Annotated in this window: 20 protein-coding genes; 3 read left to right on the forward strand and 17 right to left on the reverse strand. The window is 67.2% G+C overall.

Features of this window, described 5'->3' with window-relative positions; genetic code table 11:
• Positions 1-56: 56 nt before the first annotated feature.
• From C1H84_RS00735 to C1H84_RS00780, 10 genes are all read right to left on the reverse strand, one after another.
• Positions 57-545, reverse strand: coding sequence for a shikimate kinase (locus C1H84_RS00735; RefSeq protein WP_047119182.1), 489 nt, complete (start codon positions 543-545; stop codon positions 57-59).
• 24 nt (positions 546-569) lie between these two features.
• Positions 570-1,769 carry a chorismate synthase gene (gene aroC, locus C1H84_RS00740; RefSeq protein ID WP_047120738.1) on the reverse strand — a complete coding sequence of 400 codons (1,200 nt, stop codon included), beginning with the start codon at positions 1,767-1,769 and terminating at the stop codon, positions 570-572.
• Between the two features lie 29 nt (positions 1,770-1,798).
• The gene (locus C1H84_RS00745) at positions 1,799-2,686 is read right to left on the reverse strand and encodes a shikimate dehydrogenase family protein (RefSeq protein ID WP_052772374.1); all 888 of its coding nucleotides are present in this window, start codon (positions 2,684-2,686) and stop codon (positions 1,799-1,801) included.
• A gap of 75 nt (positions 2,687-2,761) precedes the next feature.
• Positions 2,762-4,198 carry an endolytic transglycosylase MltG gene (gene mltG / locus C1H84_RS00750; RefSeq protein WP_052772375.1) on the reverse strand — a complete coding sequence of 479 codons (1,437 nt, stop codon included), beginning with the start codon at positions 4,196-4,198 and terminating at the stop codon, positions 2,762-2,764.
• A 46-nt stretch (positions 4,199-4,244) separates the two neighbouring features.
• On the reverse strand, positions 4,245-4,718 hold the full coding sequence (ruvX, locus tag C1H84_RS00755) for a Holliday junction resolvase RuvX (protein WP_047119183.1): 474 nt from the start codon (positions 4,716-4,718) through the stop codon (positions 4,245-4,247).
• Positions 4,711-7,401: an alanine--tRNA ligase gene (gene alaS / locus C1H84_RS00760; RefSeq protein ID WP_047119184.1), complete on the reverse strand. Its 2,691-nt coding sequence runs from the start codon at positions 7,399-7,401 to the stop codon at positions 4,711-4,713. Before alaS ends, ruvX begins: the two co-directional genes overlap by 8 nt.
• Before the next feature lie 19 nt (positions 7,402-7,420).
• Positions 7,421-7,630: a hypothetical protein gene (locus tag C1H84_RS00765; RefSeq protein ID WP_047119185.1), complete on the reverse strand. Its 210-nt coding sequence runs from the start codon at positions 7,628-7,630 to the stop codon at positions 7,421-7,423.
• 39 nt (positions 7,631-7,669) lie between these two features.
• Positions 7,670-8,041 carry a DUF948 domain-containing protein gene (locus C1H84_RS00770; protein ID WP_047119186.1) on the reverse strand — a complete coding sequence of 124 codons (372 nt, stop codon included), beginning with the start codon at positions 8,039-8,041 and terminating at the stop codon, positions 7,670-7,672.
• 122 nt (positions 8,042-8,163) lie between these two features.
• Positions 8,164-8,787, reverse strand: a complete 624-nt coding sequence (rpsD, locus tag C1H84_RS00775) for a 30S ribosomal protein S4 (RefSeq protein ID WP_047119187.1) — start codon at positions 8,785-8,787, stop codon at positions 8,164-8,166.
• Positions 8,788-8,990: 203 nt separating this feature from the next.
• Positions 8,991-10,394: a replication-associated recombination protein A gene (locus C1H84_RS00780; RefSeq protein ID WP_113606283.1), complete on the reverse strand. Its 1,404-nt coding sequence runs from the start codon at positions 10,392-10,394 to the stop codon at positions 8,991-8,993.
• A gap of 77 nt (positions 10,395-10,471) precedes the next feature.
• Between C1H84_RS00780 and dtd the strand changes: the two genes are divergently transcribed.
• On the forward strand, positions 10,472-10,909 hold the full coding sequence (dtd, locus tag C1H84_RS00785; protein ID WP_053798172.1) for a D-aminoacyl-tRNA deacylase: 438 nt from the start codon (positions 10,472-10,474) through the stop codon (positions 10,907-10,909).
• A 3-nt stretch (positions 10,910-10,912) separates the two neighbouring features.
• Here the strand turns inward: dtd and C1H84_RS00790 are convergent, their stop codons facing one another.
• The 4 genes from C1H84_RS00790 to hisS all read right to left on the reverse strand — a co-directional run bounded on the left by C1H84_RS00790 (position 10,913) and on the right by hisS (position 15,800).
• Complete coding sequence (locus C1H84_RS00790; protein WP_047119190.1) at positions 10,913-11,239, reverse strand: PadR family transcriptional regulator; 327 nt, start codon at positions 11,237-11,239, stop codon at positions 10,913-10,915.
• Positions 11,240-11,291: 52 nt separating this feature from the next.
• On the reverse strand, positions 11,292-12,431 hold the full coding sequence (locus C1H84_RS00795; protein WP_113606284.1) for a hypothetical protein: 1,140 nt from the start codon (positions 12,429-12,431) through the stop codon (positions 11,292-11,294).
• A gap of 155 nt (positions 12,432-12,586) precedes the next feature.
• Positions 12,587-14,389, reverse strand: a complete 1,803-nt coding sequence (gene aspS / locus C1H84_RS00800; protein ID WP_113606285.1) for an aspartate--tRNA ligase — start codon at positions 14,387-14,389, stop codon at positions 12,587-12,589.
• A gap of 88 nt (positions 14,390-14,477) precedes the next feature.
• Positions 14,478-15,800, reverse strand: a complete 1,323-nt coding sequence (gene hisS, locus C1H84_RS00805; RefSeq protein WP_047119193.1) for a histidine--tRNA ligase — start codon at positions 15,798-15,800, stop codon at positions 14,478-14,480.
• A gap of 183 nt (positions 15,801-15,983) precedes the next feature.
• Here hisS and C1H84_RS00810 point away from each other — a divergent pair, with 183 nt between their 5' ends.
• Both C1H84_RS00810 and C1H84_RS00815 read left to right on the forward strand, forming a co-directional pair.
• Complete coding sequence (locus C1H84_RS00810) at positions 15,984-17,342, forward strand: DUF349 domain-containing protein (RefSeq protein WP_113606286.1); 1,359 nt, start codon at positions 15,984-15,986, stop codon at positions 17,340-17,342.
• A 59-nt stretch (positions 17,343-17,401) separates the two neighbouring features.
• On the forward strand, positions 17,402-18,046 hold the full coding sequence (locus tag C1H84_RS00815) for a hypothetical protein (protein WP_146955793.1): 645 nt from the start codon (positions 17,402-17,404) through the stop codon (positions 18,044-18,046).
• Here C1H84_RS00815 and C1H84_RS00820 read toward each other — a convergent pair whose 3' ends face one another.
• From C1H84_RS00820 to secD, 3 genes are all read right to left on the reverse strand, one after another.
• Complete coding sequence (locus tag C1H84_RS00820) at positions 18,047-20,314, reverse strand: RelA/SpoT family protein (RefSeq protein ID WP_047119196.1); 2,268 nt, start codon at positions 20,312-20,314, stop codon at positions 18,047-18,049.
• 272 nt (positions 20,315-20,586) lie between these two features.
• A complete protein-coding gene (gene secF / locus C1H84_RS00825; protein WP_047119197.1) occupies positions 20,587-21,561 on the reverse strand; it encodes a protein translocase subunit SecF in 975 nt (324 codons plus the stop codon).
• Positions 21,554-23,290 (reverse strand): protein translocase subunit SecD, encoded by a 1,737-nt coding sequence (gene secD, locus C1H84_RS00830; protein WP_113606287.1) that lies wholly within the window; start codon positions 23,288-23,290, stop codon positions 21,554-21,556. Before secD ends, secF begins: the two co-directional genes overlap by 8 nt.
• Positions 23,291-23,324: the final 34 nt, after the last annotated feature.

Consider the following 23,324-nt stretch of genomic DNA (forward strand, 5'->3'; position numbering starts at 1 on the left):
CTGATTTTTCAAGCGTAGCCCTGCACACGGGCAGATATGCCATCTCGTGGCACTAATCACATACGCCCAAGTCGGGCCGCGATCTCTTCGACAATTTGTAGAACTGGCTTGCCGTCGACCAATATGCGCACGTCAGCGATTGATTCGTAAATGTCCTTGCGGGCCGCCAGCAGCGTCTTCCAGGCGTTGAGTGCCTGATCACCTGCCAGAAGCGGACGGGTGGAGTCGCCCTTGATGCGCGCGGCGGCGCCGTCTGCGGTCATCTCCAGGTAGACCACGGTGCCGCCGGCCAGGACCTTGCGGTTCGACTCGCGCAGCACCGCGCCTCCCCCGGTGGCGATGACGCCCTCGGGGACGCCCGCCAGGGTTTCCTCTTCCAGGTCGCGGAAGCGCTGCTCGCCGTGGGCGGCGAAGATGGAGGCGATGGAGCCGTGGGCGGCGACGATGAGCTCGTCGGTGTCCACGAAGGGCAGCGACAGCGCGGCGGCCAGCGACTTGCCCACGGTGGACTTGCCGCTGGCCATCGGGCCAATGAGGTAGATCATGCGGTTGTTGTTCCTCGGGCGCGCCTAGACGCCAGTCGATTCCAGGCTGTCCGGGATGCTGGCCAGGTAGGTGTCGATGTTGCGCTTGGTCTCGGTCACCGAATCGCCGCCGAACTTCTCCAGCAGCGACTGGGCCAGCACCAGGGCGACCATGGCCTCGGCGACGACACCGGCGGCCGGCACGGCGCAAACGTCCGAACGCTGGTGGTGCGCGGTGGTGTCCTCGCCGGTGGCGGTGTCCACGGTGCGCAGGGCGCGCGGGACGGTGGCGATCGGCTTCATGGCCGCGCGCACGCGCAGCACCTCGCCGATGCTCATGCCGCCCTCGATGCCGCCGGCGCGGTTCGAGGCGCGCCGGATGGTGCCGTCGTCGCCGCGCACGATCTCATCGTGGGCCGCGGAGCCGCGCCGGGCAGCGGTGGCGAAGCCGTCGCCGACTTCCACGCCCTTGATGGCCTGGATGCCCATCAGGGCCCCGGCCAGGCGCGCGTCCAGGCGGCGGTCCCAGTGCACGTAGGAGCCGATGCCCGGGGGCAGGTTGTAGGCGAGCACCTCGACCACGCCGCCGAGGGTCTCCCCCGCCTTGTGCGCGTCGTCGACTTCGGCCACCATCGCGGCGGAGGTCTCCTTATCGAAGCAGCGCAGCGGATCGGCGTCCAGGGCCGCGACGTCCGCGGCGGTGGGCAGGGCGGCGTCCTGCGGCGCGGACACAGCGCCGACGGCGGTGGTGTGGGAGACGAGCTGGATGCCCAGGTCGGCCAGGAAGCGGGAGGCCACCTCGCCCAGGGCGACGCGGGCCGCGGTTTCGCGGGCGCTGGCGCGCTCGAGCACCGGGCGGGCGTCGTCGAAGCCGTACTTCTGCATGCCGGTGAAATCAGCGTGCCCCGGGCGCGGGCGGGTCAGCGGCGCGTTGCGGGCCATCGAAGCCAGCTCGTCCAGGTCGACCGGATCGGCGCTCATCACCTTCTGCCACTTGGGCCATTCGGTGTTGCCGATCTCGATCGCGATCGGGCCGCCCTGGGTCTTGCCGTGGCGCACGCCGCCGAGGAAGGTGACCTGGTCCTTTTCAAACTTCATCCGGGCGCCGCGGCCATAGCCGAGGCGCCGGCGCGCGAGGGCATCGCGCACTGCTTCACTGTCCACCGAGACTCCGGCGGGCAGACCTTCAAGAATTCCTACAAGGGCGGGGCCATGAGATTCGCCCGCGGTCAACCAACGCAACATGTCCACCATTTTGCCATGACCTGCACGCATTAACCGTGTCGATGAAGCCCCAGGGAGTCATACATCGCATTTGTGACGTTCTCGCGCTGCGCCTGATCGAAGTCGATGCGGCTGAAGGCCCGGGCCTGCTCGACCGCCTGGTGCACCAGCATGTGCAGCCCGGAAATGATGGTTCCGCCCCAGGACGAGGCGAGTGCCGAGGGCCACGGATCATAGGCGACATCCAGCAGGATGCCGGCGCCGGGGCCGAGCTTGTGAATCCAGCCGTCCGCGGCGCGCGGAGGCAGGGTGCTGAACACCAGCTCGTCCTGCTCGACCGCCTGGCCGTCCAGTGCGGAGATCTCCAGCACCTGCGGCTCGATGCCCAGCGAGCTGGCCAGGGCGGTGGCGCGGTTCGCTCGTGAGGCGTCGCGCACGATCAGCTTCAGCCGCCGGGCGCCGAGCTCGGCGCAGGCCTCGATGGCGGCCAGCGCGGTATTGCCCGACCCGAGGATCGTGGGCTGCTCGCAGCGCGTGAGCCCGAAGTCCGCCAGCGCGAGCACCAGCCCGTCCACGTCGGTGTTCTGCCCGAACAGGGTCCCGTCCTCGCGCACGACGATGGTGTTCAGCGCGCCGAGCCGGGCCACGCGGTCGGAGAGCTCGTCCATGTAGGGCACGAACACGTCCTTCAGCGGCATGGTCACCGAGCAGCCGGCCCATCCCCCGGCGCGCACGCGGGCGATGTGCTCGGCGGCCTGCGCGGGGTCCAGCTCGATCGCCTCGTAGCGCACGGGCGCGCCGAGCAGCTCATAGGCCGCGCGGTGCAGCACCGGCGACTTGGAATGTCCGATGGGCTTGCCCAGCACGGCTGCCTGCAGCGGCTGGATCGGCTGGTTGTCCTGCGGCTTGTCCTGCGGCGGCTGTGCTGGGTGCACCATGGCGTGTCCCGGATCTTTCTGCCCCGGGCCCGGTGCGCGCGGGGGCGCGGCGGGCAGCGGGGCCGCTTGGAGGGGTTATTGGCAGACGTCGGCGTTCGCGGCGCACCAGGCGCGGAATTCGGCCTGGTTCTGCTGGTGCTCGGCGTAGGTGGCGGCGAACTTGGTTTCGCCGGTCTGCGTATTGACCGTGACCCAGTAGTAGTAGTCGTTCGGCGCGGGGTTCACCGCGGCCTTGATCGCGTCGTTGCTGGGCGAGCCGATGGGGGTGGGCGGCAGCCCGGGGTGCACGTAGGTGTTGTACGCGTTGGACTTGTCCGCGCGCTCCTCGGCGCTGAACTGCAGGGTGTAGCGGTCCAGCCCGTAGATCACCGCGGAGTCGACCTGCAGCAGCCCGTGGGTTTCGGTGTTGTCCTTGTGCAGGCGGTTCTCGATCGCGCCGGCGACGGCTGGGTAGTCGTTTACGGTGGCCTCGGCCTGCATGATCGAGGCGACCTTCAGGGCGCGGTAGCCCTTGGACAGGTCGGGCTCACCGGCGGCCTTCAGCGACTTCTTGGTCGCGTCGACCAGCGACTGCAGCACCTTCTGCGCGCTGGTGTCCAGCGCGAAGCGGTATTCGCCCGGGTGCAGCCAGCCTTCGAGGTTCTTCACCTCGGCGGGCAGGCCGAACTTCTGGGGCTGCGCGGCGAGCTTGGTCAGCTCGGCCAGTTCCAGGCCCGAGCCCTTGGCGATCTCCTCCAGCGCCGCCGGCATCCGAAGGTTCGCCTTCAGCGCGACGTAGAAGACCTTGTCCGGCTTGTTGTTGATGAGCTCGCCGGCGGCGTCCGCGGCGCGCATCTGCTTCTTGAGCAGGTAGTTGCCCGGGTGGATGACCTTGCTGGGCGCGGTGGACTGCTCCACGGCCTGGGCGAAGAGCTTGTCGCTGGAGACGACGTCCAGCTCCTCGAGCTTGCGGGAGATGACCTGCACACCCCAGCCGTCCTCGACGGTGAATTCAACCGCTTCCCCGCCGGGGCCGGGGTAGTCGTCCGGGTTGAACTGTTTGAGCACTGACTTCACGGTCAGCACCGAGCCGGCGACTACCAGCGCGAACACCAGCACCACGGCGAGCATCACCAAGTTGCGGCGGCGTTTGGTGCGCTTGCGGCGCTGCTTCTTGCCGGCCTCGGCCTGCGCGTCCAGCGGTTCCCCGACCAGGTCCGCGGCGGGCGCCGAACCCCCGGCGTAGTCGTCGTAGGACTGCTCGTTGCGCGGCTGCTGTTCGGGGTCTGCCGCCTGGCCCTCGGCGGGCGCGGCGACTGGAATGTACTCGGTGGCCGGCTGGGCGCCGGAGGCACCCGCGGTGCCGGAAGTTTCCGGGTCGACCGGCTGCAGCTGGTAGTAGCCCAGCCCGGTCAGCTCCGGCGCGGAGGGGGCGGCGAGAGGGTCCGGATGCGAGGACGAGCCCGCGGCGAAACGCTCGTACAGCGCCAGTTGGGTGGCGCGCTGCCGTTCGGCGCGGGTCGTCTCTCGCATCAACTCTCTTTTCTCCGGTGGGTTCCCGGGTTGCCGGGTTCGGGCGCTACTTCAGCACCACGCGGCTTGCCTGCACACGCACGCTGTTGCGTCGCATGTCCAGCACCTGCTGCAGGATCTCGATCGCGGCGGCCTGGTCGACGACCTCGCGGTGCGAAGCCATCTTCTTGCCTGAGGCATGCAGCGCACGGTGGGCGCTGACGCTGCTCAGGCGCTCGTCGACCAGGAAAACCTCAACCTCGATGCTAGCCGCATTTGCCTCTTCGACCAAGGCAATGGCGTAGTCACGTGCCATTTTGGTGGATTCCGTGGCGTTCCCGGACAGGGCCTTGGGTTCGCCGATGTAGACCTCGGACACACCGCGGTCCACGATCATGCGCAGCAGCAGGCGGCGGTCGGAGTTCTTCTTCGCGTCGCGGCGCAGCGTCATCACCGGGGTGGCGAGCAAGCCCGAGGGGTCGGAGACGGCGACGCCGACGCGGGCCAGGCCCACGTCGACGCCGAGCGCGATGCTAGCCATTGGCCAGCGCCGCGCGGATCGCGTCCAGGGCGTCGTCGATGCGCGAAGCATCCTGGCCGCCGCCCTGGGCCATGTCGTCCTTGCCGCCGCCGCCGCCGCCGAGCACGCCGGTGGCGGTGCGCACCAGCGCGCCGGCCTTGAAGCCGTTGGCGCGGGCTTCCTCGTTGGTCACCGCGAGCACCAGCGGGCGTCCGTTGGACACGCCGATCAGCACGATCACCGCGGCGTCCGAACCCAGCTTGCCGCGCAGGTCAAGGGCCATGGTGCGCAGTGCATCGGCCGAATCGACCGCGCCGGCGTTGTGCGCCAGCAGGCGGGTGGCGCCGATGGTGACGACCTTCTCCAGCAGCTGCGCGGACTGCGCGAGCATCGCGGCGCTCTTGAGCTCCGCAATCTGCTTCTCCGCTGCCTTCAGCTTGGCCACGGTCTCGTTCACGCGCTCGGAGACCTGGTTGCTCGGCACGCGGAACAGGCCCGAGAGCTCGGAGACCAGGGCGCGCTCGGCGGCACCGTGGCGGAACGCCTCCATGCCCACCAGCGCCTCGACGCGGCGGTTCCCCGAGCCCACGGAGGCTTCGGAGAGCAGGGTCAGCTGGCCGATGCGGGCGGTGGAGTCCACGTGGGTGCCGCCGCACAGCTCGCGCGACCAGGCGCCGTTCATCTCCACCACGCGCACGTCGTTGGAGTACTTCTCGCCGAACAGGCTCATCGCCCCCAGCTTCTTCGCCTCGGCCAGCGCCATCTCGTTGGTGACGACCTGGTGGTTGGCGGCGATCGCCAGGTTCACGACCTCTTCGACCTCGCTGCGGGCGGACGTCGACAGTGCCTCGGCCCAGGAGAAGTCGAAGCGCAGGTAGCCTGCCTTGTTGAAGGAACCGGCCTGGGTGGCGGTGTCCCCCAGCAGCTGGCGCAACGCGGCGTGCACCAGGTGGGTGGCCGAGTGCGCCTGCTCGCCGGAGTGGCGGCGGATCGCGTCGACCTGGGTGCGCACCAGCGCCTCGGCGGGCAGCTCGCCCTCGCGCACGATGACCTTGTGCACGTTCAGGCCCTTGACCGGGGCCTGCACGTCGGTGACCTCCAGCACGAAGCCGTCGCCGGTGATCAGGCCGACATCTCCGGCCTGGCCGCCGGATTCGGCGTAGAACGGGGTCTCCTCCAGCACCAGGTCGATTTCCTGGCCCTGCTCGGCGAACGGCACCACGGCGCCGTCGCGGATGATGCCGCGGATCTTCGACTCGCCGGCCAGGGTGTCGTAGCCGGTGAAGTGCACATGGCCGGCCTCGGCCAGCGCGGTGTACACCGACAGGTCGGCGTGGCCCGACTTCTTGGCCTTGGCGTCCTTCTGGGCGCGGGTGCGCTGCTCGTTCATGAGCTCGCGGAAGCGCGCCTCGTCGACCGCCAGGCCCGCCTCGGAGGCGATCTCCAAGGTCAGGTCGATCGGGAAGCCGTAGGTGTCGTGCAGCGCGAACGCGTCGTCGCCCGAGAGGTCGTGGCCCTCTGCCTTGGCATGGGTCAGCGCTTCGTCCAGACGGGTGGTGCCCGAGGCGATGGTGCGGCGGAAAGCGCGCTCCTCGGCGTAGGCGATGCGGGCGATGCGCTCGAAGTCCTCTTCAACGATCGGGTAGACGCCCTTCATGGCGTCGCGGGAGACCGGCAGCAGCTCGGGAAGCACCTCGGTGTCCACGCCCATCAGGCGCATGGCGCGCACGGCGCGGCGGATCAGGCGGCGCAGCACGTAGCCGCGGCCTTCGTTGCCCGGGGTGACGCCGTCGGAGATCAGCATCAGCGAGGAGCGGATGTGGTCGGCGATCATGCGCAGGCGCACGTCGTTGGCGTGGTTCGGATCCTCGGGATCCTCGGTGGAGGTGTAGGTGATCGCGGCGAGTTCCGCGGCCTTGTCCAGCACCGGGCGGACCTGGTCGGTCTCGTACATGTTCTCGACGCCCTGCAGGATCATCGCCAGGCGCTCCAGGCCCAGGCCGGTGTCGATGTTGCGCTTGGGCAGTTCGCCGGCCACGTCGAAGTCGGTCTTCGAGCGCACCGCCGAGAGCTGGTACTGCATGAACACGAGGTTCCAGATCTCGATGTAGCGGGTCTCGTCGACCGCCGGGCCGCCCTCCTGGCCGTACTCGGCGCCGCGGTCGTAGTAGATCTCCGAGCAGGGGCCGCCGGGGCCGGGCTGGCCGGTGTTCCAGTAGTTGTCTTCCTTGCCGGTGCCGACGACGCGCTCGCGCGGCAGGCCGATTTCCTCTTCCCAGATGCGGCGGGCCTCGAGGTCCTTCTCGTCGCCGTCCTCGTAGACGGTGACCCACAGGCGGTCCTTCTCCAGGCCGTAGCCGCCGTCCTCGAGGCTGTTGGTCAGCAGCTCCCAGGCGAAGTGGATGGCTTCCTTCTTGAAGTAGTCGCCGAAGGAGAAGTTGCCGCACATCTGGAAGAAGGTGCCGTGGCGCACGGTCTTGCCGACTTCTTCGATGTCACCGGTGCGGATGCACTTCTGCACCGAGGTGGCGCGAGTGTACGGCGGCTCTTCGCGCGCGGTCAGGTAAGGGATGAACGGGACCATGCCGGCCACCGTGAACAGCAAGGACGGGTCGGCCGAGACCAGCGAGGCGCTGGGCACGGCGGTGTGGCCCTTGGAGACGAAAAAGTCGACCCATCGACGGGCAATTTCCTGCGTTTTCATCGTGTTACGGATGATCCCTTCATTTAGCTGAGTCCACGCCGAGGGCGGAACGTAATTCTTCTTCGCGTGCATGCATTGCGGTGCTGAATGCCTGCGCGATCTCCGAGACGCGGTCGGCGTACTTGCCGACCTGGCGGTTCAGGGCCGCCCCGGAGGAAACTTCGGTGTATTTTTTGGACGCCAGCACGCCAATGCCGACGCCGATCGAAACCCACAAGAGCTTTTTCATTCTAGTCTCCTTGCCTGAGAGGCAGTTGGTCGTCTGCGGTTAGCGGCTGCGGCGGGCCTTGCCTGAGGGCTTGGAGTTCATCGCGGCCTTGACGCCCTCGGTGAAGGCGGCGACCTTGATCAGCGGTTTGCCGACGGTGGCGGCGACCAGGGAGGACAGCGCCGAGACGTTGGCGGTGGCGTCGGAGACGTTGGAGGTGATCGCGTCGACCTTCTTGAGCTGGTCGTTCGTGGTCGCGACGGTGTTGGTGACCTCGCCGATCAACGGGGTGGTTCCGTCTGCCAGGTCCTTGATCGAGTTGCGCAGCTCGTCGAACACCTTGCCCAACTTGATGATCGGCACCGCGAGGATTGCCACCAATATGACGAACGCTCCAGCGGCGATGAGCCCTGCGATATCCGAACCCGACATGTGCTTCCTCTTCTGCTTGGGTTTTTGCTGCCAGTCCACCTTATCGAAGTGTGAGCCTGAACAGGTAGTTAAGCGGATGGCCCGCAACCGGAAATCGGTTGCGGGCCATCTGGCGCACGGGTTTAGCGTGCGTAGTACTCGACCACGAGGTTCTCTTCGCAGGTCACCGGGATCTCGGCGCGCTCAGGAGCGCGCAGGAAGGTGGCCTGGAGGGATTCCAGCTTGACGTCCAGGTAGGCAGGAACGGCTGGCAGCACCTGTGCGTGCTCGCCGGCTGCGGCCATCTGGAACGGAACCATCTTCTCGCTCTTCTCGTGAACGTGGATCAGCTGACCCGGCTTCACGCGGAACGATGGGCGGTCCACGCGCTGGCCGTTGACCAGGATGTGGCGGTGCACTACCAGCTGGCGGGCCTGCTGGATGGTGCGGGCGAAGCCGGCACGCAGAACGAGGGCATCCAGGCGGGACTCGAGCAGAGCCAGCAGGTTGTCACCGGTCTGGCCGCCGAGGCGCTTGGCTTCCTTGAAGGCGTTGAGCATCTGTACTTCGCGGATGCCGTACTGGGCGCGCAGACGCTGCTTCTCGCGCAGACGCACTGCGTAGTCGCTGTCCTGCTTCTTGCGGGCGCGGCCATGCTGACCTGGACCGTACGGACGACGCTCCATGTACTTTTCAGCTTTAGGGGTCAGGGCAAGGCCGAGGGCGCGCGAGAGGCGCACGGTACGGCGGGCACGGGCATTAGCCATTGATGTGTCCTTTTCATTTAAGCGACGGAGTCTACTGGCCTCCCGGACGGAGAGTGCTTGGGCGTCGCGTCCCGATGAAACACTGCAACCGCATAGGCCCCGGTCGCCCGGGGAGAATGCGGCTTGCCAGCCAAAGTTCAAGTTTACACGAATGAGCCTGCGCCCGCGGTGAGGTTTGCCCCACATCCGCGGCCGGGCGGAGCTCAGCGTTTGCGGCGCGGGTCCTTGGCCCGGATGATCTCGCGCAGCCGGGACAGCCTGGCGCCGATGGTCTTCTCCGCCCCGTTGGCGGTGGGCGTGTAGTAGTTGGTGCCAAGCAGGTCGTCGGGCAGGTACTGCTGGGAGGCGATCGAATGCGGGGCGTCGTGGGCGTAGAGGTAGCCGGTGCCGTGGCCCAGCGCCGTGGCGCCCGGATAGTGGGCGTCGCGCAGATGGTCGGGGACCAGCGAGCCGCGGCCCTCGTTCACGTCGGCCAGCGCGGCGTTGATCGCGTTGTACGAGGCGTTGGACTTCGGAGCGGTGGCCAGGTGCACGGTGGCTTGGCCGAGCATGATGCGCGCCTCTGGCATGCCGGTCAGCGCCACGGACTGGGCGGCGGCCACCGCCAGCGGCAGCGCGGTGGGATCGGCCATGCCGACGTCCTCGCTGGCGGAGATCATTAGGCGGCGGGCGATGAAGCGCGGGTCCTCCCCCGCGGCCAGCATGCGCGCCAGGTAGTGCAGGGCCGCGTCCACGTCCGAGCCGCGGATCGACTTGATGAACGCGGAGATGATGTCGTAGTGCTGGTCGCCGTCCTTGTCGTACCGCTGCACGGCCTGGTCCATGGCCAGGTGCACGTGGGAAGCCTCGACCTGCACCGGCGGCGCCACGTCCTTGCCCGCGGCGTTCCAGGCGACGGCGCCGGCGGCCTCCAGCACGGTGAGCACGCGCCGGGCATCGCCCTGGGCCAGCCGGACGATCGCCTCGCGCTGCTCGGGATCCAGTGCGACCTGGCCGTCGAAGCCGCGCTCGTCGGACACGGCCCGGTCCACCAGCTCGGCCAGGTCCGCGTCGGTCAGCGGGCGCAGGGTCAGCAGCAGCGAGCGCGAGAGCAGCGGGGAGATGACGGAGAAGGAGGGATTTTCGGTGGTGGCGGCGACCAGCACGACCACGCGGTTCTCCACCCCGGGCAGCAAGGCGTCCTGCTGGGCCTTGTTGAAGCGGTGGATCTCGTCGAGGAACAGCACCGTGGTGACCCCGCGCAAATCGCGGTCGTCCTTGGCCTGCTCGATGACCCGGCGCACGTCCTTGACCCCTGCGGTGATCGCGGAGAGCTCGACGAACTTGCGATCGGTGGCACGGGCGATCACGTGGGCTATGGTGGTTTTGCCGATGCCCGGCGGGCCGTAGAGGATCACGCTGGCGGGCCCTGCCGGTCCGGTTTCCGGGTGCTCGGCCAGCTGGCGCAGCGGCGAGCCGGGGCCGAGCAGGTGCTGCTGGCCGACCAGCTCGTCCAGGGTGCGCGGGCGCATGCGCACCGCCAGCGGCGGACGCGGCCGATTGATTGCGCCTTCGCTGCGCGCGGCGGCAAAGTCATCGTCATCCAGGGCATCGAACAAATCGCTCACCCACCCAGCCTAGCGATACTCTGGAGGCTGCGCCCGCACGCCGGGCGCCGCCACCCCGCCGCCTTGGAAAGGATCACATGCGCGCCGTCATCCAGGTCGCCAGCACCGCCCACGTCGAGGTCGAGGAATCGATCGTCGGCGAACTGCCCTCCCCGGGGCTGGTGGTCCTGCTCGGGGTCACCCACGAGGACGACGAGGCGACCGCGCGCAAGGTCGCGGAGAAGATCTGGCGCCTGCGCATCCTCCAGGACGAGGCCAGCGCCGAGTCGACGAACGCGCCGCTGCTGGTGATCAGCCAGTTCACGCTGTACGCCTCGGTGCGCAAGGGCCGGCGCCCCTCGTGGTCCGCCGCCGCGCCGGGAGCGGTGAGCGAACCGCTGTACGAGTACTTCGTGGGCTGCCTGCGCCAGCTCGGGGCGCATGTGGAAACGGGGCGCTTCGGGGAAATGATGAACGTGTCGCTGGTGAACTCCGGACCGATGACGATCATCGTGGATTCGGCGGACTTGGCGTAGTTCTCAGTTTTCACCCACGACAAGCTTGGCGAAGTCCGCAAAGAGCCGCAGCTGCCGGGCGAGCTGTTCCCGCCCTGCCGGTGTCAGCTCGTAGACCTTGCGTCCAGGTCCGCCCTGGCCTTCTTCCCACGTCGTGCTCACTGCTCCGGAAGCTTCGAGTTTTGCCAGCGCGGGATAGAGCGCTGCACCCTTGGGCGGGTCGAATCCCCCGGCGGCCAATGCCTTGGCAATTGCATAGCCATGGGCGGGACCGTTCTCGAGCTGGGTCAGCAGCAGCGTTGGCAGCACGGCTCGCTGCCAACCGGCAGGAAAATGTGAATTGCTTGTCATGCCCGGCCTGTTCTGATGCGACCGTTGCTGCTTGTGAAGGGTTCTACAAACACTAGATATTGTCCTGGCGTTCGCTGACGGCATCGGCTGCCTGTTGCAGGGCTCGCAGCTTCGCCTGAACATGCTCTCCACGCTGCGAGGGAAGCAGTCTGGTAGCGAAGTAGGCCAGCAGCAGCATGCACAAAAAGGCGAGGAAGGCAGTCCACCACGAGATTCCGTTGGTGGATATTTCGCCTATATTACCGGACAGGTAGCAGCCGAATAGCAGCAGCAGCGCGCAATTCTTGAGCATCCAGCGACGATGCACCGCGGCTGCATTGCCCGGCGCCGCCTGGATGGCGAATTCGTTGGGTGTGCCCAGATCGTTGACGATGTCCGTGGTGTTCGCGTCCTGGGAGTTCTCGTGCCAGCCCTGCCTGGCTTCTTCCAGCACAGAGGCAGCTTCCCGCCGGGTGAATCCGTAGCGGCCACGAAGGATTCTCCTGGTCTGCGCAAACCATAGACCTGGATCCAGATTCAGGGCCGCCTCGTCGGCTGGGGAATGCGGCTTCGCGCTCGCCTCTGGCAGGAAGAAGACGCCCACTGCGAGCAGCAGGCCAAGCATCGGGACAACGGCATTGGGCGCTGGGATCGCCGCATCCTCCCCGGCCATCATGAACAGCGGCACTGCCACCAGGACGGTCGTGGGAAGCCCTACGGACAACAACAGCCATGCCGCCTTGAAACGCGAAGCGAGACGCAGGTAGGCGAAGCCCGTTCCAATGAGGGCAAGGGAGCCTCCCGCGATGAAGCAACCCAGCTGCCAGTACGTCCAACTCCAGGCGAGCCAGCCGTCCCTGAATGCGATCCAGAGGCCGAAGCCGACGGCCATGGCACCGATGGTGAGGCCGAATCCCAGAACGAGCGTGCGGAAGCTGTCAACGGGCAGTTCATCCTGGCCAAGCTGTTGGGGGGATTTGATTTCGCGCACTCGATGCTTGCCAAAAATCCAGCCGTTGCCCAGGAGCTGCTCGGCGGATTCGCCACTGGCATGGATCCACTCGCGCTGGGCGAGCAGCTCTTCTTCGCACTGCGCCGGCGTGGCATCGGCGATGACCATGGCCGCATGGAATTGCTCGGCCCATTCGCGGTCGCCCGCTGGGTAGGAGTTGATGATTTTCGCGGTTGTGCTGAGTTCTGGATTGCTGCCCATCGCCGCCTCGCCGAAGTCGTCCTACTAGATCAGTTTTCAACCTAGTGCAGTTTTTTTCCCATGGCAAGCGCCAGCACGGGCCCGGCTTAACGGCAACGGGGCCGGGAGGATCCATGCGGATTCTCCCGGCCCCGTCCAGGCAGCTTGGGCCAAGGCTATTTGGCTTCTGCCTCAGCCCTCGACTCGGCGTCGGTCTTCTTCTTCTCGGGCTTGAAGTCGATGCCGGCCTCCTTGCGCTGCTGCGCGGTGATCGGCGCCGGAGCTTGGGTCAGCGGGTCGAAGCCGCCGCCGGTCTTCGGGAAGGCGATGACGTCGCGGATGGACTCCGAACCGGTGAGCAGCTGCAGCACGCGGTCCCAGCCCAGGGCGATGCCGCCATGCGGCGGGGCGCCGTACTTGAAGCCCTCGAGCAGGAAGCCGAACTGGGTCTGCGCCTGCTCCTCGCTCACGCCCATCAGCTTGAAGACGCGCTCCTGCACGTCGCGCTGGTGGATACGGATCGAGCCGCCGCCGATTTCGTTGCCGTTGCAGACGATGTCGTACGCGTAGGACAGGGCCGAGGCAGGGTCGGTGTCGAAGGTGTCCAGGAACTCTGGCTTCGGGCTGGTGAACGCGTGGTGCACAGCGGTCCAGGCGCCGGCGCCCACTGCCACGTCGCCCGAGGCGACCGCGGCAGAGGCAGGTTCGAACATCGGTGCGTCAACTACCCACACGAAGGCCCAGTCGCCGTCCTTGATCAATCCGGTGCGGTGGCCGATCTCCACGCGGACCGAGCCGAGCAGGGCGCGGGATTCGGCCTTGTCGCCGGCGGAGAAGAAGATGCAGTCCCCCGTCTTGGCGCCGGTGGCGGCGGCCAGGCCCGCCTTCTCCTCATCGGAGAGGTTCTTGGCCACCGGGCCGGCCAGCTCGCCGTCTTCCTTGAGCAGCACGTAGGCAAGGCCCTTCGCGCCGCGCTGCTTGGCGAATTCCTGCCAGGCATCCAGGGTGCGGCGGGGCTGCGAGGCGCCGCCGGGCATGACCACGGCGCCGACGTAGGCCGACTGGAACACCTTGAAGGAGGTGTTCGCGAAGTACTCGGTCATCTCGGTCAGCTCGAGGCCGAAGCGCAGGTCCGGCTTGTCCGAACCGTACTTCTCCATGGCCTCGGCGTAGGTCATGCGGCGGATCGGGGTCGGGATCTCAACGTCGATCAGCGCCCAGATGGCTTTGACCAGCTTCTCGCCCAGGGCGATGATGTCGTCTTCCTCGACGAACGAGGCCTCGATGTCCAGCTGGGTGAACTCCGGCTGACGGTCGGCGCGGAAGTCTTCGTCGCGGTAGCAGCGCGCGATCTGGTAGTACTTCTCGAAGCCGCCGACCTGCAGCAGCTGCTTGAACAGCTGCGGGGACTGCGGCAGCGCGTACCAGCTGCCCGGGGACAGGCGGGCGGGAACGACGAAGTCGCGGGCGCCTTCCGGGGTGGAGCGGGTCAGCGTCGGGGTCTCGATCTCCACGAAGCCTTCGTCGTGGAGCAGGTTGCGGGCCACGCGGTTGACCTCGGAACGCAGGCGCAGGTTGCGGGTCGGGGTCGGGCGGCGCAGGTCAAGGTAGCGGTGGCGCAGGCGCGCCTCCTCGCCGACCTCGACGTGCTCATCAACCTGGAACGGCAGCGGCGCGGCGGTGTTCAGCACGATCACCTCGTCGGCGATCACCTCGATTTCGCCGGTGGGCAGGTTCGGGTTCTCGTTGCCTTCCGGGCGGCGCTCGACGGTGCCCTTGATCTGCAGCACGAACTCATTGCGCAGCGGGTGGAAGTCCTCCTCGTCGCGCACCACGACCTGGGCCACGCCCGAGGCGTCGCGCAGATCCAGGAACGCCACTCCACCGTGGTCACGGCGGCGGGCGACCCAGCCGGTGAGGGTGACCTGCTGTCCAATGTGCTCGGCGTTTAGCACGCCCAGCTGATGAGTGCGTAGCACTACGATCCTTTCGGTCGATTCGACAAAGTGCGAAGTTCTTCTTCGCAAGAGTTTAGTGCACCCGGTGCGGGTGCAGGGCGGCCGGAGCCTAGCCGACGGTGTTGTACAGGTCCTGCGCCGGCGGGGCCCAGACGGCCGGATCGGCGGAAACCTGCTCGCCGGAACGGATGTCCTTGACCTCGTGGGTGCCGTCCGCGTGGGTGAACCAGACGAACGGAATCCCGCGGCGATCTGCGTACTTGATCTGCTTGCCGAACTTCTCCGCGCTGGAGGCCACCTCGCAGGCGATCCCCCGTCCGCGCAGCGCGGCGGCGACGTCCTGCGCCTCGTGCCAGGAGTCGTCGTGGGCGAGGGTGACATACACCACCGAGGGCACCGAACGCGCGGCCTTCACCGTTTCCTCGGCGAGGATGCGGGAGATCAGGCGGGTGACGCCGATGGACAGGCCAACACCCGGGTAGGTCTTCTTGCCCTTGGAGGCCAGCGACTCGTAACGTCCGCCCGAGCAGATCGAGCCCAGCGATTCGTGGCCCACCAGCACGGTCTCGTAGACGGTGCCGGTGTAGTAGTCCAGGCCGCGGGCGATGGACAAGTCGGCCATGACCTTGCCCGGGGCGCGCTTGGAGGCGGCGGCGATGACCTGCGAGAGCTCGTCCAGACCGGTGTCCAGCAGCTCGTGCTCGACGCCCAGGGCGCGGACCTGCTCGACGAAGGAGGTGTCCATGGTACGGATCTTGGCCAGCGCCAGCGCGGCGGCCGCCTGCTCGGCGGTGGCGCCGACGTCCTCGATGAGGATCTTGGCCACGGCGTCGTCGCCGATCTTCTCCAGCTTGTCGATGGCGCGCAGCACCGCGTCCGGGTCGTCGAGTCCCAGGCCGCGGTAGAAGCCCTCGGCGAGCTTGCGGTTGTTCACGCGCAGCCGGAAGTCGCCGATCGGCAGGGCGGAGAGGGCGTCGGCGATGGTCAGCGCCAGCTCGACGTCGTAGCTGAAGGGCAAGGTGCCCTCGCCGACCACGTCGATGTCGGCCTGGGTGAATTCGCGGAAGCGGCCGTCCTGCGGGCGTTCGCCGCGCCAGACCTTCTGCATCTGGTAGCGGCGGAACGGGAAGGCCAGGTGGCCGGCGTTCTCCACCACGTAGCGGGCGAAGGGCACGGTCAGATCGAAGTGCAGGGCCAGCGCGTTCGGATCGTCCTTGTCGTCCTCGGCGGCCAGGCGGGAAAGGCCGTAGACCTCCTTGTCGATCTCGCCCTTGCGCAGCAGCTGCGCCCGGGTTTCCACGGCGCGGGTCTCGATGTTCGCGAAGCCGTGCAGCTCGAAGGTGCGGCGCAAGGTGTCGAGCACATGCTGCTCGACCACCCGCTCGGCCGGAAGCCATTCGGGGAAACCTGATAGGGAGGCCTTGCGTGCCATGAAACTCCTTGGTGCATCGTGCTGTAGGCAAAAACTGCGCGCAAACCGCCGTGCGAACGCGCCACCTACCCATCTTATAGCGCCAACACGAAGAAACCTGCGCACGTCGGCTTACTAAGAAGCGGAGGTCACAGGTAGAGTTGGCTGAGCAAGTACAGCGCAAAAAGTGAAAGAGTTTCAGCGGTGACCACCAGTCAGCAATCCGACGACAGCCAGAAGACCCCCGTGCCGCAGGCCGTAAAGCCTGCCGCGAAGCCGGTCGTAGCCCAGCCAGTCGTGCATTCCACGCCCCTTGACGAAGCGGCCAAGTTCGCCCGCGTCGCCGAGGACGGCCACGTATTCGTCATCATCGACGGCGCCGAGCACCCGGTCGGCCAGTACCCGGACGCGACCGCCGAGGAGGCCCTGGCCTACTTTGTGCGCAAATATGACGACGTCTTCTCCCAGCTGATGCTGCTCGAGCAGCGTGTGGCAGCCAAGGCCCCGGCCGGCGAGATGGGCAAGACCATCGACGCGCTGGCCGCCGCCGTGGCCGAGCGCCACATGGTCGGCGACATCGCGCTGCTGGAATCCCGGCTGGAAACCGTGCGCGTGGCGGTGCAGGAGCTGTCCGCCGCCCAGCGCCAGGCCAACGAGGCCGCCCGCGCCGAGCAGCTGGCCGTGCGCGAGGGCATCGTCGAGCAGGCCGAAGCCATGGCCGCCAAGCGCCCTGAGCAGATCCAGTGGAAGACCGCCTCGGCGGCCATGAACGAGCTGTTCGAGAACTGGAAGGCGACCCAGCGCTCCTCGGTACGCCTGCCGCGCGCCACCGAAGACGCCCTGTGGAAGCGCTTCCGCGCCGCCCGCACGACCTTCGACCGCCACCGCCGCGCCTACTTCTCGCAGCTGGATTCCACCAACGCCGCCGCGAAGGCAGTCAAGGAGGGGCTGATCGCGCGCGCCGAGGCGCTGCAGAACTCCACCGACTGGGCCGCTACCGCCGCAGAGTACCGCAAGCTCATGGACGAGTGGAAGAAGTCGCGCCGCGCCTCGCGCAAGGACGACGACCAGCTCTGGGGCCGCTTCCGCGCCGCCCAGGACGTGTTCTTCCAGGCCCGCGCCGAGGCCAACGCCGCCGTGGACGCCGAATTCGCCGCCAACCTCGTGGTGAAGGAAGCCCTGCTGGAGGAAGCCCGCGCGCTGCTGCCGATCAACGACCTGGCCGCCGCCAAGGCCAAGCTGGATTCGATCCGCGGCCGCTGGGAAGACGCCGGCAAGGTGCCGCGCGGGGACCTGCAGCGCATCGAGTCGGCGCTGCGCCAGGTGGAGGACGCCGTGAAGAGCGCCGAGGAAGAGCAGTGGCGCCGTTCCAACCCGGAGACCAAGGCCCGCTCGAACTCCATGCTCTCGCAGCTGCAGGAGACCATTGCCGCACTGGAGGCCGACCTGGCCGCCGCGCAGGCGAAGGGCAACGCCAAGCAGATCGCTTCGGCCCAGGAAGCCCTGGACGCCCGCCGCATGTGGCTGAGCACCCTGGAGAAGTCGGCAGCCGACTTCGAGTAATAATCCACAGTTCGCCTGTGCACCGCCAACGCGGCGGCGTCACCTGCTTCAGTAGCCCTATGGAGAATCTACATCCCACGGCTTCTGGACGGTGCGCCGCCGCGTTGCGCATTCCGGAGGATCTGCTGATTGCCGGCGAGCTGTTCAGCCGCAATGAACTCGGGGCCATGGCCGGGCGCGGCCTGGTGCGCGAGGCGATGGGCAACTGCTTCGTGCCCATGTTCTTCAGGTACGACGCCGGGGTGCGGGCGCGGATCGCCGCGTTCGTCTCCGGGCGCCAGCTGCAGCGCCACGACGTGATCTGCCGCGAGACCGCCGCCTGGGTGCACGGGCTGCTGCCCTACACCTTCGCGCTGCGGATCAATTCGCCCGGCTACCGGCGGCCCTATCGCCCGGGCAACGGGCTGCAGGTGAGCTTCTCGCAGCTCGAGCTGGCCGAGGAGGAGATCATCTTCCGCCAGCGGGTGAAGGTCACCAGCCTGCTGCGCACGGTGTGCGACTGCGCGGCCTACGATCCGCTGCCCAGCGCCACCAGGGTGCTGGCGGAGGTGGTGCGGCTTCAGGACAAGTTCCTGCATTTGGATGCGGTGGCGCAGCGGCTGGCGCAGTATCCCGCGCAGCCCGAGGTGTCCCGGGCGCTGCGGCTGGTCGAGTCCTTCGCCCCGGAGCGCCAGCTGGACGGGGACCGGCCGGCCGCGGCCTAGCTAGCGCCGGGAGCCTGCGGTGGTGCGGTAGACGTCGTACACGCCGTCGATCCGGCGCACCTGGTTCAGCACGTGGCTCAGGAACTTCGGGTCGCCCATTTCGAAGGAGAAGCGGGAAATCGCCACACGTTCCCTGCTGGTCTGCACCGAGGCGGAGAGGATGTTCAGGTGGTTCTCGGAGAGGATCCGGGTCACGTCTGAAAGCAGCGACTTGCGATCCAGCGCCTCGACCTGGATTTCCACCAGGAAGACCCCGTTGTGCTTCGAAGCCCAGGAGACGTTCACGATGCGGTCCGGCTCTCCGGCCAGCTGCGCCAGGTTCAGGCAGTCGGTGCGGTGCACCGAGACGCCGGCACCGCGGGTGACGAAGCCCTGGATCTCATCCGGCGGCACCGGGGTGCAGCAGCGGGCCAGCTTGACCAGCACGTCGCCCACTCCTTCCACGATCACGCCGGCGTCGTTCCCGGTCCGCTTGGTGGGGGCGTTGACCTTGACGTCGGCTTCCTCGTCGACCTGCTCGGCCTCCGGAGGGCCGATGAGCGCGGTGAGGTGCTCGATGACGTTCTGCGCGCTGGTGTGCCCGTCGCCGACCGACTGGTAGAGCGCGGAGATGTCCGAGTGGTGCAGTTCGCTGGCCACTGCGGAGAGCAGGTCGTGCGTCATCAGCTTCTGCAGCGGCAGCTGGTTGCGGCGCAGCTCCTTGGTGAGCAGCTCCTTGCCCTTCTCGATCGCCTCCTCACGGCGCTCCTTGGAGAAGTAGCCGCGGATCTTGGCCTTGGCGCGCGGGGACTTGACGAAGTTCTGCCAGTCCTGGGAGGGCCCGGCGCCCTCGGCCTTGGAGGTGAAGACCTCCACCACGTCGCCCTGCTTGAGCTCGGTGTGCAATGGGACCAGCTTGCCGTTCACGCGGGAACCAATGGTGCGGTGCCCGACGTCGGTGTGGATGGAATAGGCGAAGTCCACCGGGGTGGCGCCCACCGGCAGCGACATGATGTCGCCCTTCGGGGTGAAGACGTAGACTTCTGCGGAGCTGATGGTGTAGCGCAGCCCGTCCAGGAACTCCTCGGAGTCCTCGGTGTCGGCCTGCCATTCCATCAGGGAGCGCAGCCAGTCCATGTTCTGCTCCGGGGAGAGCATGGAGTTCGCGTGCTGCCCGTGCTTGTACTGGAAGTGCGCGGCCACGCCGTATTCGGCGCGCACGTGCATGTCGTGGGTGCGGATCTGGATCTCCACCGGTTTGCCCTCGGGGCCCATCACGGTGGTGTGCAGCGACTGGTACAGGTTCAGCTTCGGGATCGCGATGTAGTCCTTGAAGCGGTTGGGCAGCGGGTTCCACTGCGCGTGCACCACGCCGAGGGCGCCGTAGCAGTCCTTGACGTTGTCCACCAGGATGCGCACGCCCATCAGGTCGTGGATGTCGTCGAAGTCCTTGCCGCGCACGATCATCTTCTGGTAGATCGAGTAGTAGTGCTTCGGGCGGCCGGAGACCGACGCGTGGATCGCCACTTCGCCGAGATCCTTGTCCAGCGTCTGGCGGATGTTGGCCAGGTACTTCTCGCGTTCGGGGGTGCGGTCCCCCACCATGCGCACGATCTCCTGGTAGACCAGCGGGTGCAGCGCGGCGAAGGACAGGTCCTCCAGCTCCCACTTGACGGTGTTCATGCCCAGGCGGTGGGCCAGCGGCGCGAAGATCTCCAGGGTTTCCTTGGCCTTGCGCGAGCTGGATTCGGGCGAGACATAGCGCCAGGTGCGGGCGTTGTGCAGTCGGTCGGCCAGCTTGATCAGCAGCACCCGGATGTCGCGGGACATCGCCACCACCATCTTGCGCACCGTCTCGGCCGGGGCCGCGTCGCCGTAGGTGACCTTGTCCAGCTTCGTGACGCCGTCCACCAGCATCGCGATCTCCTCGGAGAATTCCTTCTTGACCGACTCCAGGGAGTACTCGGTGTCCTCCACGGTGTCATGCAGCAGGGCGGCGGCGAGGATCGAGCCGGTCATGCCCATTTCGGCCAGGATCGTGGCCACTGCCACCGGGTGGGTGATGTAGGGGTCCCCGCTCTTGCGCTTCTGCCCCTCGTGGTACTTCTCGGCGACCTCGTAGGCGTGGACCAGCAGGTCCAGGTCCGCCTTGGGGTGCTTGGACTTCACGGTACGCAGCAGCGGTTCCAGCGTCGGCGAGGTGCTCGGGGTGCTGCCGCGGCCTGCGAAGCGCACCAAACGTGAGATCGAGCGTCGTTTCCCATTGTTCAGGTTAGGCGTGTTGGCCATGCCCCGCTCCTTCCACGTTGCACCGGTCAAACAGAGACGGCGTCGCGCACGGCGAGATGATCGCCAGGTGCCGACGCCACTGCCTGCGTTCGGTCGAGATCAGTGCCGCCGCGGGGGTTACCGCGGCTACCAGTAAAAACACGTTCTCCAGTTTATTCGTTATAGCACGTGAAACCGGTGTCCACGAATTCCGCGGTGTCATGGGTTAAGAAAATCGGCACCCGCCACACAGGTGGCGGGTGCCGATTTTCTTCGGGCCGGGGGCCGGCGGACTAGGCCGCGGCGGCTTCCAGCTTCTTGGTGTGCGCGACGACCTCGGGGTCGTTGCGGCGCAGCCACGCGTACAGCGGGGCCTGGACGAAGATCGTGGACAGGGTGCCCACGATGATGCCGACGAACAGGGCCAGCGACAGGTCCTTGAGCGTACCGGCGCCCAACAGGTAGGAACCGATGAAAAGGATCGAGGCGACCGGCAGGACCGCCACCACGGAGGTGTTGATCGAGCGCACCAGGGTCTGGTTGATCGCCAGGTTCACCTGCTGCTCGAAGGTGCGTTCATTGCGCTTGGAGAAGTCCTTGGTGTTTTCGCGGATCTTGTCGAACACCACGACGGTGTCGTACAGCGAGTAGCTCAGGATCGTCAGGAAGCCGATGATCGCGCTCGGGGTGATCTCGAAACCGGTCAGCGAGTAGATGCCGCCGGTCACGATGATCACCGTGAACAGGCCGATGATGGCGGCCAGCGACATCTTCCAGGTGCGGAAGTACGCGGCCATCAGCAGGCCCACCAGCACCACGAAGACCAGCAGGCCGACCAGGGCCTGGCGGGAGACGTCCTGTCCCCAGGTCGGGCCGATGAAGTTGCTGGTGACCTCGTCGGCGCTCACGCCGTAGCCGGCGGCCAGGTCCTTGGCGATGGCCAGGGTCTGGTCGTCGGACAGGCGCTCGGTCTGGATGCGCATGGTGCCCGGGGCGATGTTGGTGACGGTCGCCTCGGCCTCCGGCGCGACGGCCTTGACTGCCTCCTCGCCGATGCCCTGCTCGGTGTGGGTCGTGTTCGACACGGTGAACTCCGAGCCGCCGCGGAAGTCGATGCCAAGGTTGAAGCCGCCCTTGACGACGGGCAACAGTATGGACAAGACCACCAGGACCGCCGCGATGCTGAACCACAGGCGGTGCTTGGAGGTGAACGGGTAGGAGCGTTTGCCCGTGTAGAGCTCGTTGCCCCACGTGACCAGCTTATTCATTGTTCTCCTCCTGCGCCTGGTCCTTGGCGGCCTTCGACTTGGTGGAGGCGGAGACCGCTTCGGCGCGGCGGCGTTCGGCGATGGTCATGCGCTTGGCGGCCTCTGCGCCCGCCTTCTGGTTCTTCTTCCCGCGGTTCGCATCGACGTTGTCGGTGAAGCGGCGGATCTGGCCCGCGCCTTTGTACAGCGGCTCGGCGCCGAGCAGCGAGGGGTCCAGGCCGGAGAAGCGGTGGCCCTCGGCGAAGAACTTCGTGCGTGCCAGCAGCACCAGCGTCGGGTGGGTCATGCCGTACACGACCACGAGGTCGATGATGGCGGTCAAACCCAAGGTGAAGGCGAAGCCTCGCACGTTGCCCACGGCCACGATGTACAGCACCACGGCCGCCAGCACGTTGACCGCCTTGGAGGCCAGGATGGTGCGCTCGGCGCGCTTCCAGCCGATGGCCACGGCGCTTGCCAGCGGACGCCCGTCGCGCAGCTCATCGCGCACGCGTTCGAAGTACACGATGAACGAGTCGGCGATCAGGCCGATGGCCACGATCAGGCCTGCCACGCCGGCCAGCGACAGGCGGTAGTTCATGCCCCAGCCCAGCAGCACCAGCGCCAGGTAGGTCAGCACGCCGGAGGCGATCAGCGACGCAATGGTCACGAAGCCCAGCGCGCGGTACTGGAAGATCGAGTAGATGAACACCGCGAACAGGCCGATGATGCCGGCGATCAGGCCGGCCTTGAGCTGGTCGGCGCCGAGGGTGGCGGAGACCTGCTGCTCGGACTGGATGTCGAAGCTGATCGGTAGGGCGCCGTACTTCAGCTGCTCGGCCAGCGCCTGGCTGGTCTCCTGGGTGAAGCCGCCGGAAATCTGCGGGCGGCCGTCGGAGATCACGGCGTTGGTCGTCGGGGCGGAGATCGTGTTGCCGTCGAGCACGATGGCGAACTGGTTGCGCGAACCGGTCAGCGAGATCAGCCGCTGGGTGGTGTCGGCGAAGGTCTTGGTGCCTTCGGAGTTGAACTCGATGACCACAACCCATTCGCCGGTGACCGAGCCGTTCACGCCGCGCGCCAGCTGGGCGTAGGCGTCGGAAATCTGGTCGCCGGGGATCTCCTGCGGGCCGAGGATGTACTTCACGCCCATGCGCTCATCGCACGAGATCATCGGCTTGGCAGGATCGTGCGTGGTGGTGCTGGCTTCCTTCAGCTCGGTCGGGCAGTCGTAGGCCTCGAACTGCTTGTACAGGTCTGCGCTGATCCAGTTGGTATCCGAAGGGTTCTCCGGTTTGCCGGTCGGCTTCGGCAGGTCCTTGGCAGGGGTGCGGTCGGCCTCCGGGGTGGCGGTGAACGCGCCGGTGATCAGCACCGGGCGGAACTCCATGTTCGCCGAGGCCTGGATCAGGTCGCGGGTCTCCTGGCTCGGAACACCCGGCATCGAGACGACGACGTTGCGTCCGGACTGGGTGGTGATTTCCGATTCGGTCACGCCGGCGCCGTCAACGCGCTGGCGGATGATCTCCACCGCCTGGTCCAGCTGCTCCTGGCTGATTGCCTGGTCGCCCTGGACACGCGGGGCCAGGATCATCTGGGTGCCGCCCTCCAGGTCCAGCGCGAGCTTCGGTGCGAAGCTCGTCTTGCCGCTGAGCACGCCGCCCACCAGCACGCCGGAGGCGATGAGGAAGACCACCAGCAGCCACAGCAAGGCTTTGCGTGCCTGCTTCACAGGTCTAATTGATGACATCTAATGTGCTTTCTCGTCTAGGCGGACCAGATGC

Source organism: Glutamicibacter soli (assembly GCF_003309065.1).
Lineage (GTDB): Bacteria > Actinomycetota > Actinomycetes > Actinomycetales > Micrococcaceae > Glutamicibacter > Glutamicibacter soli.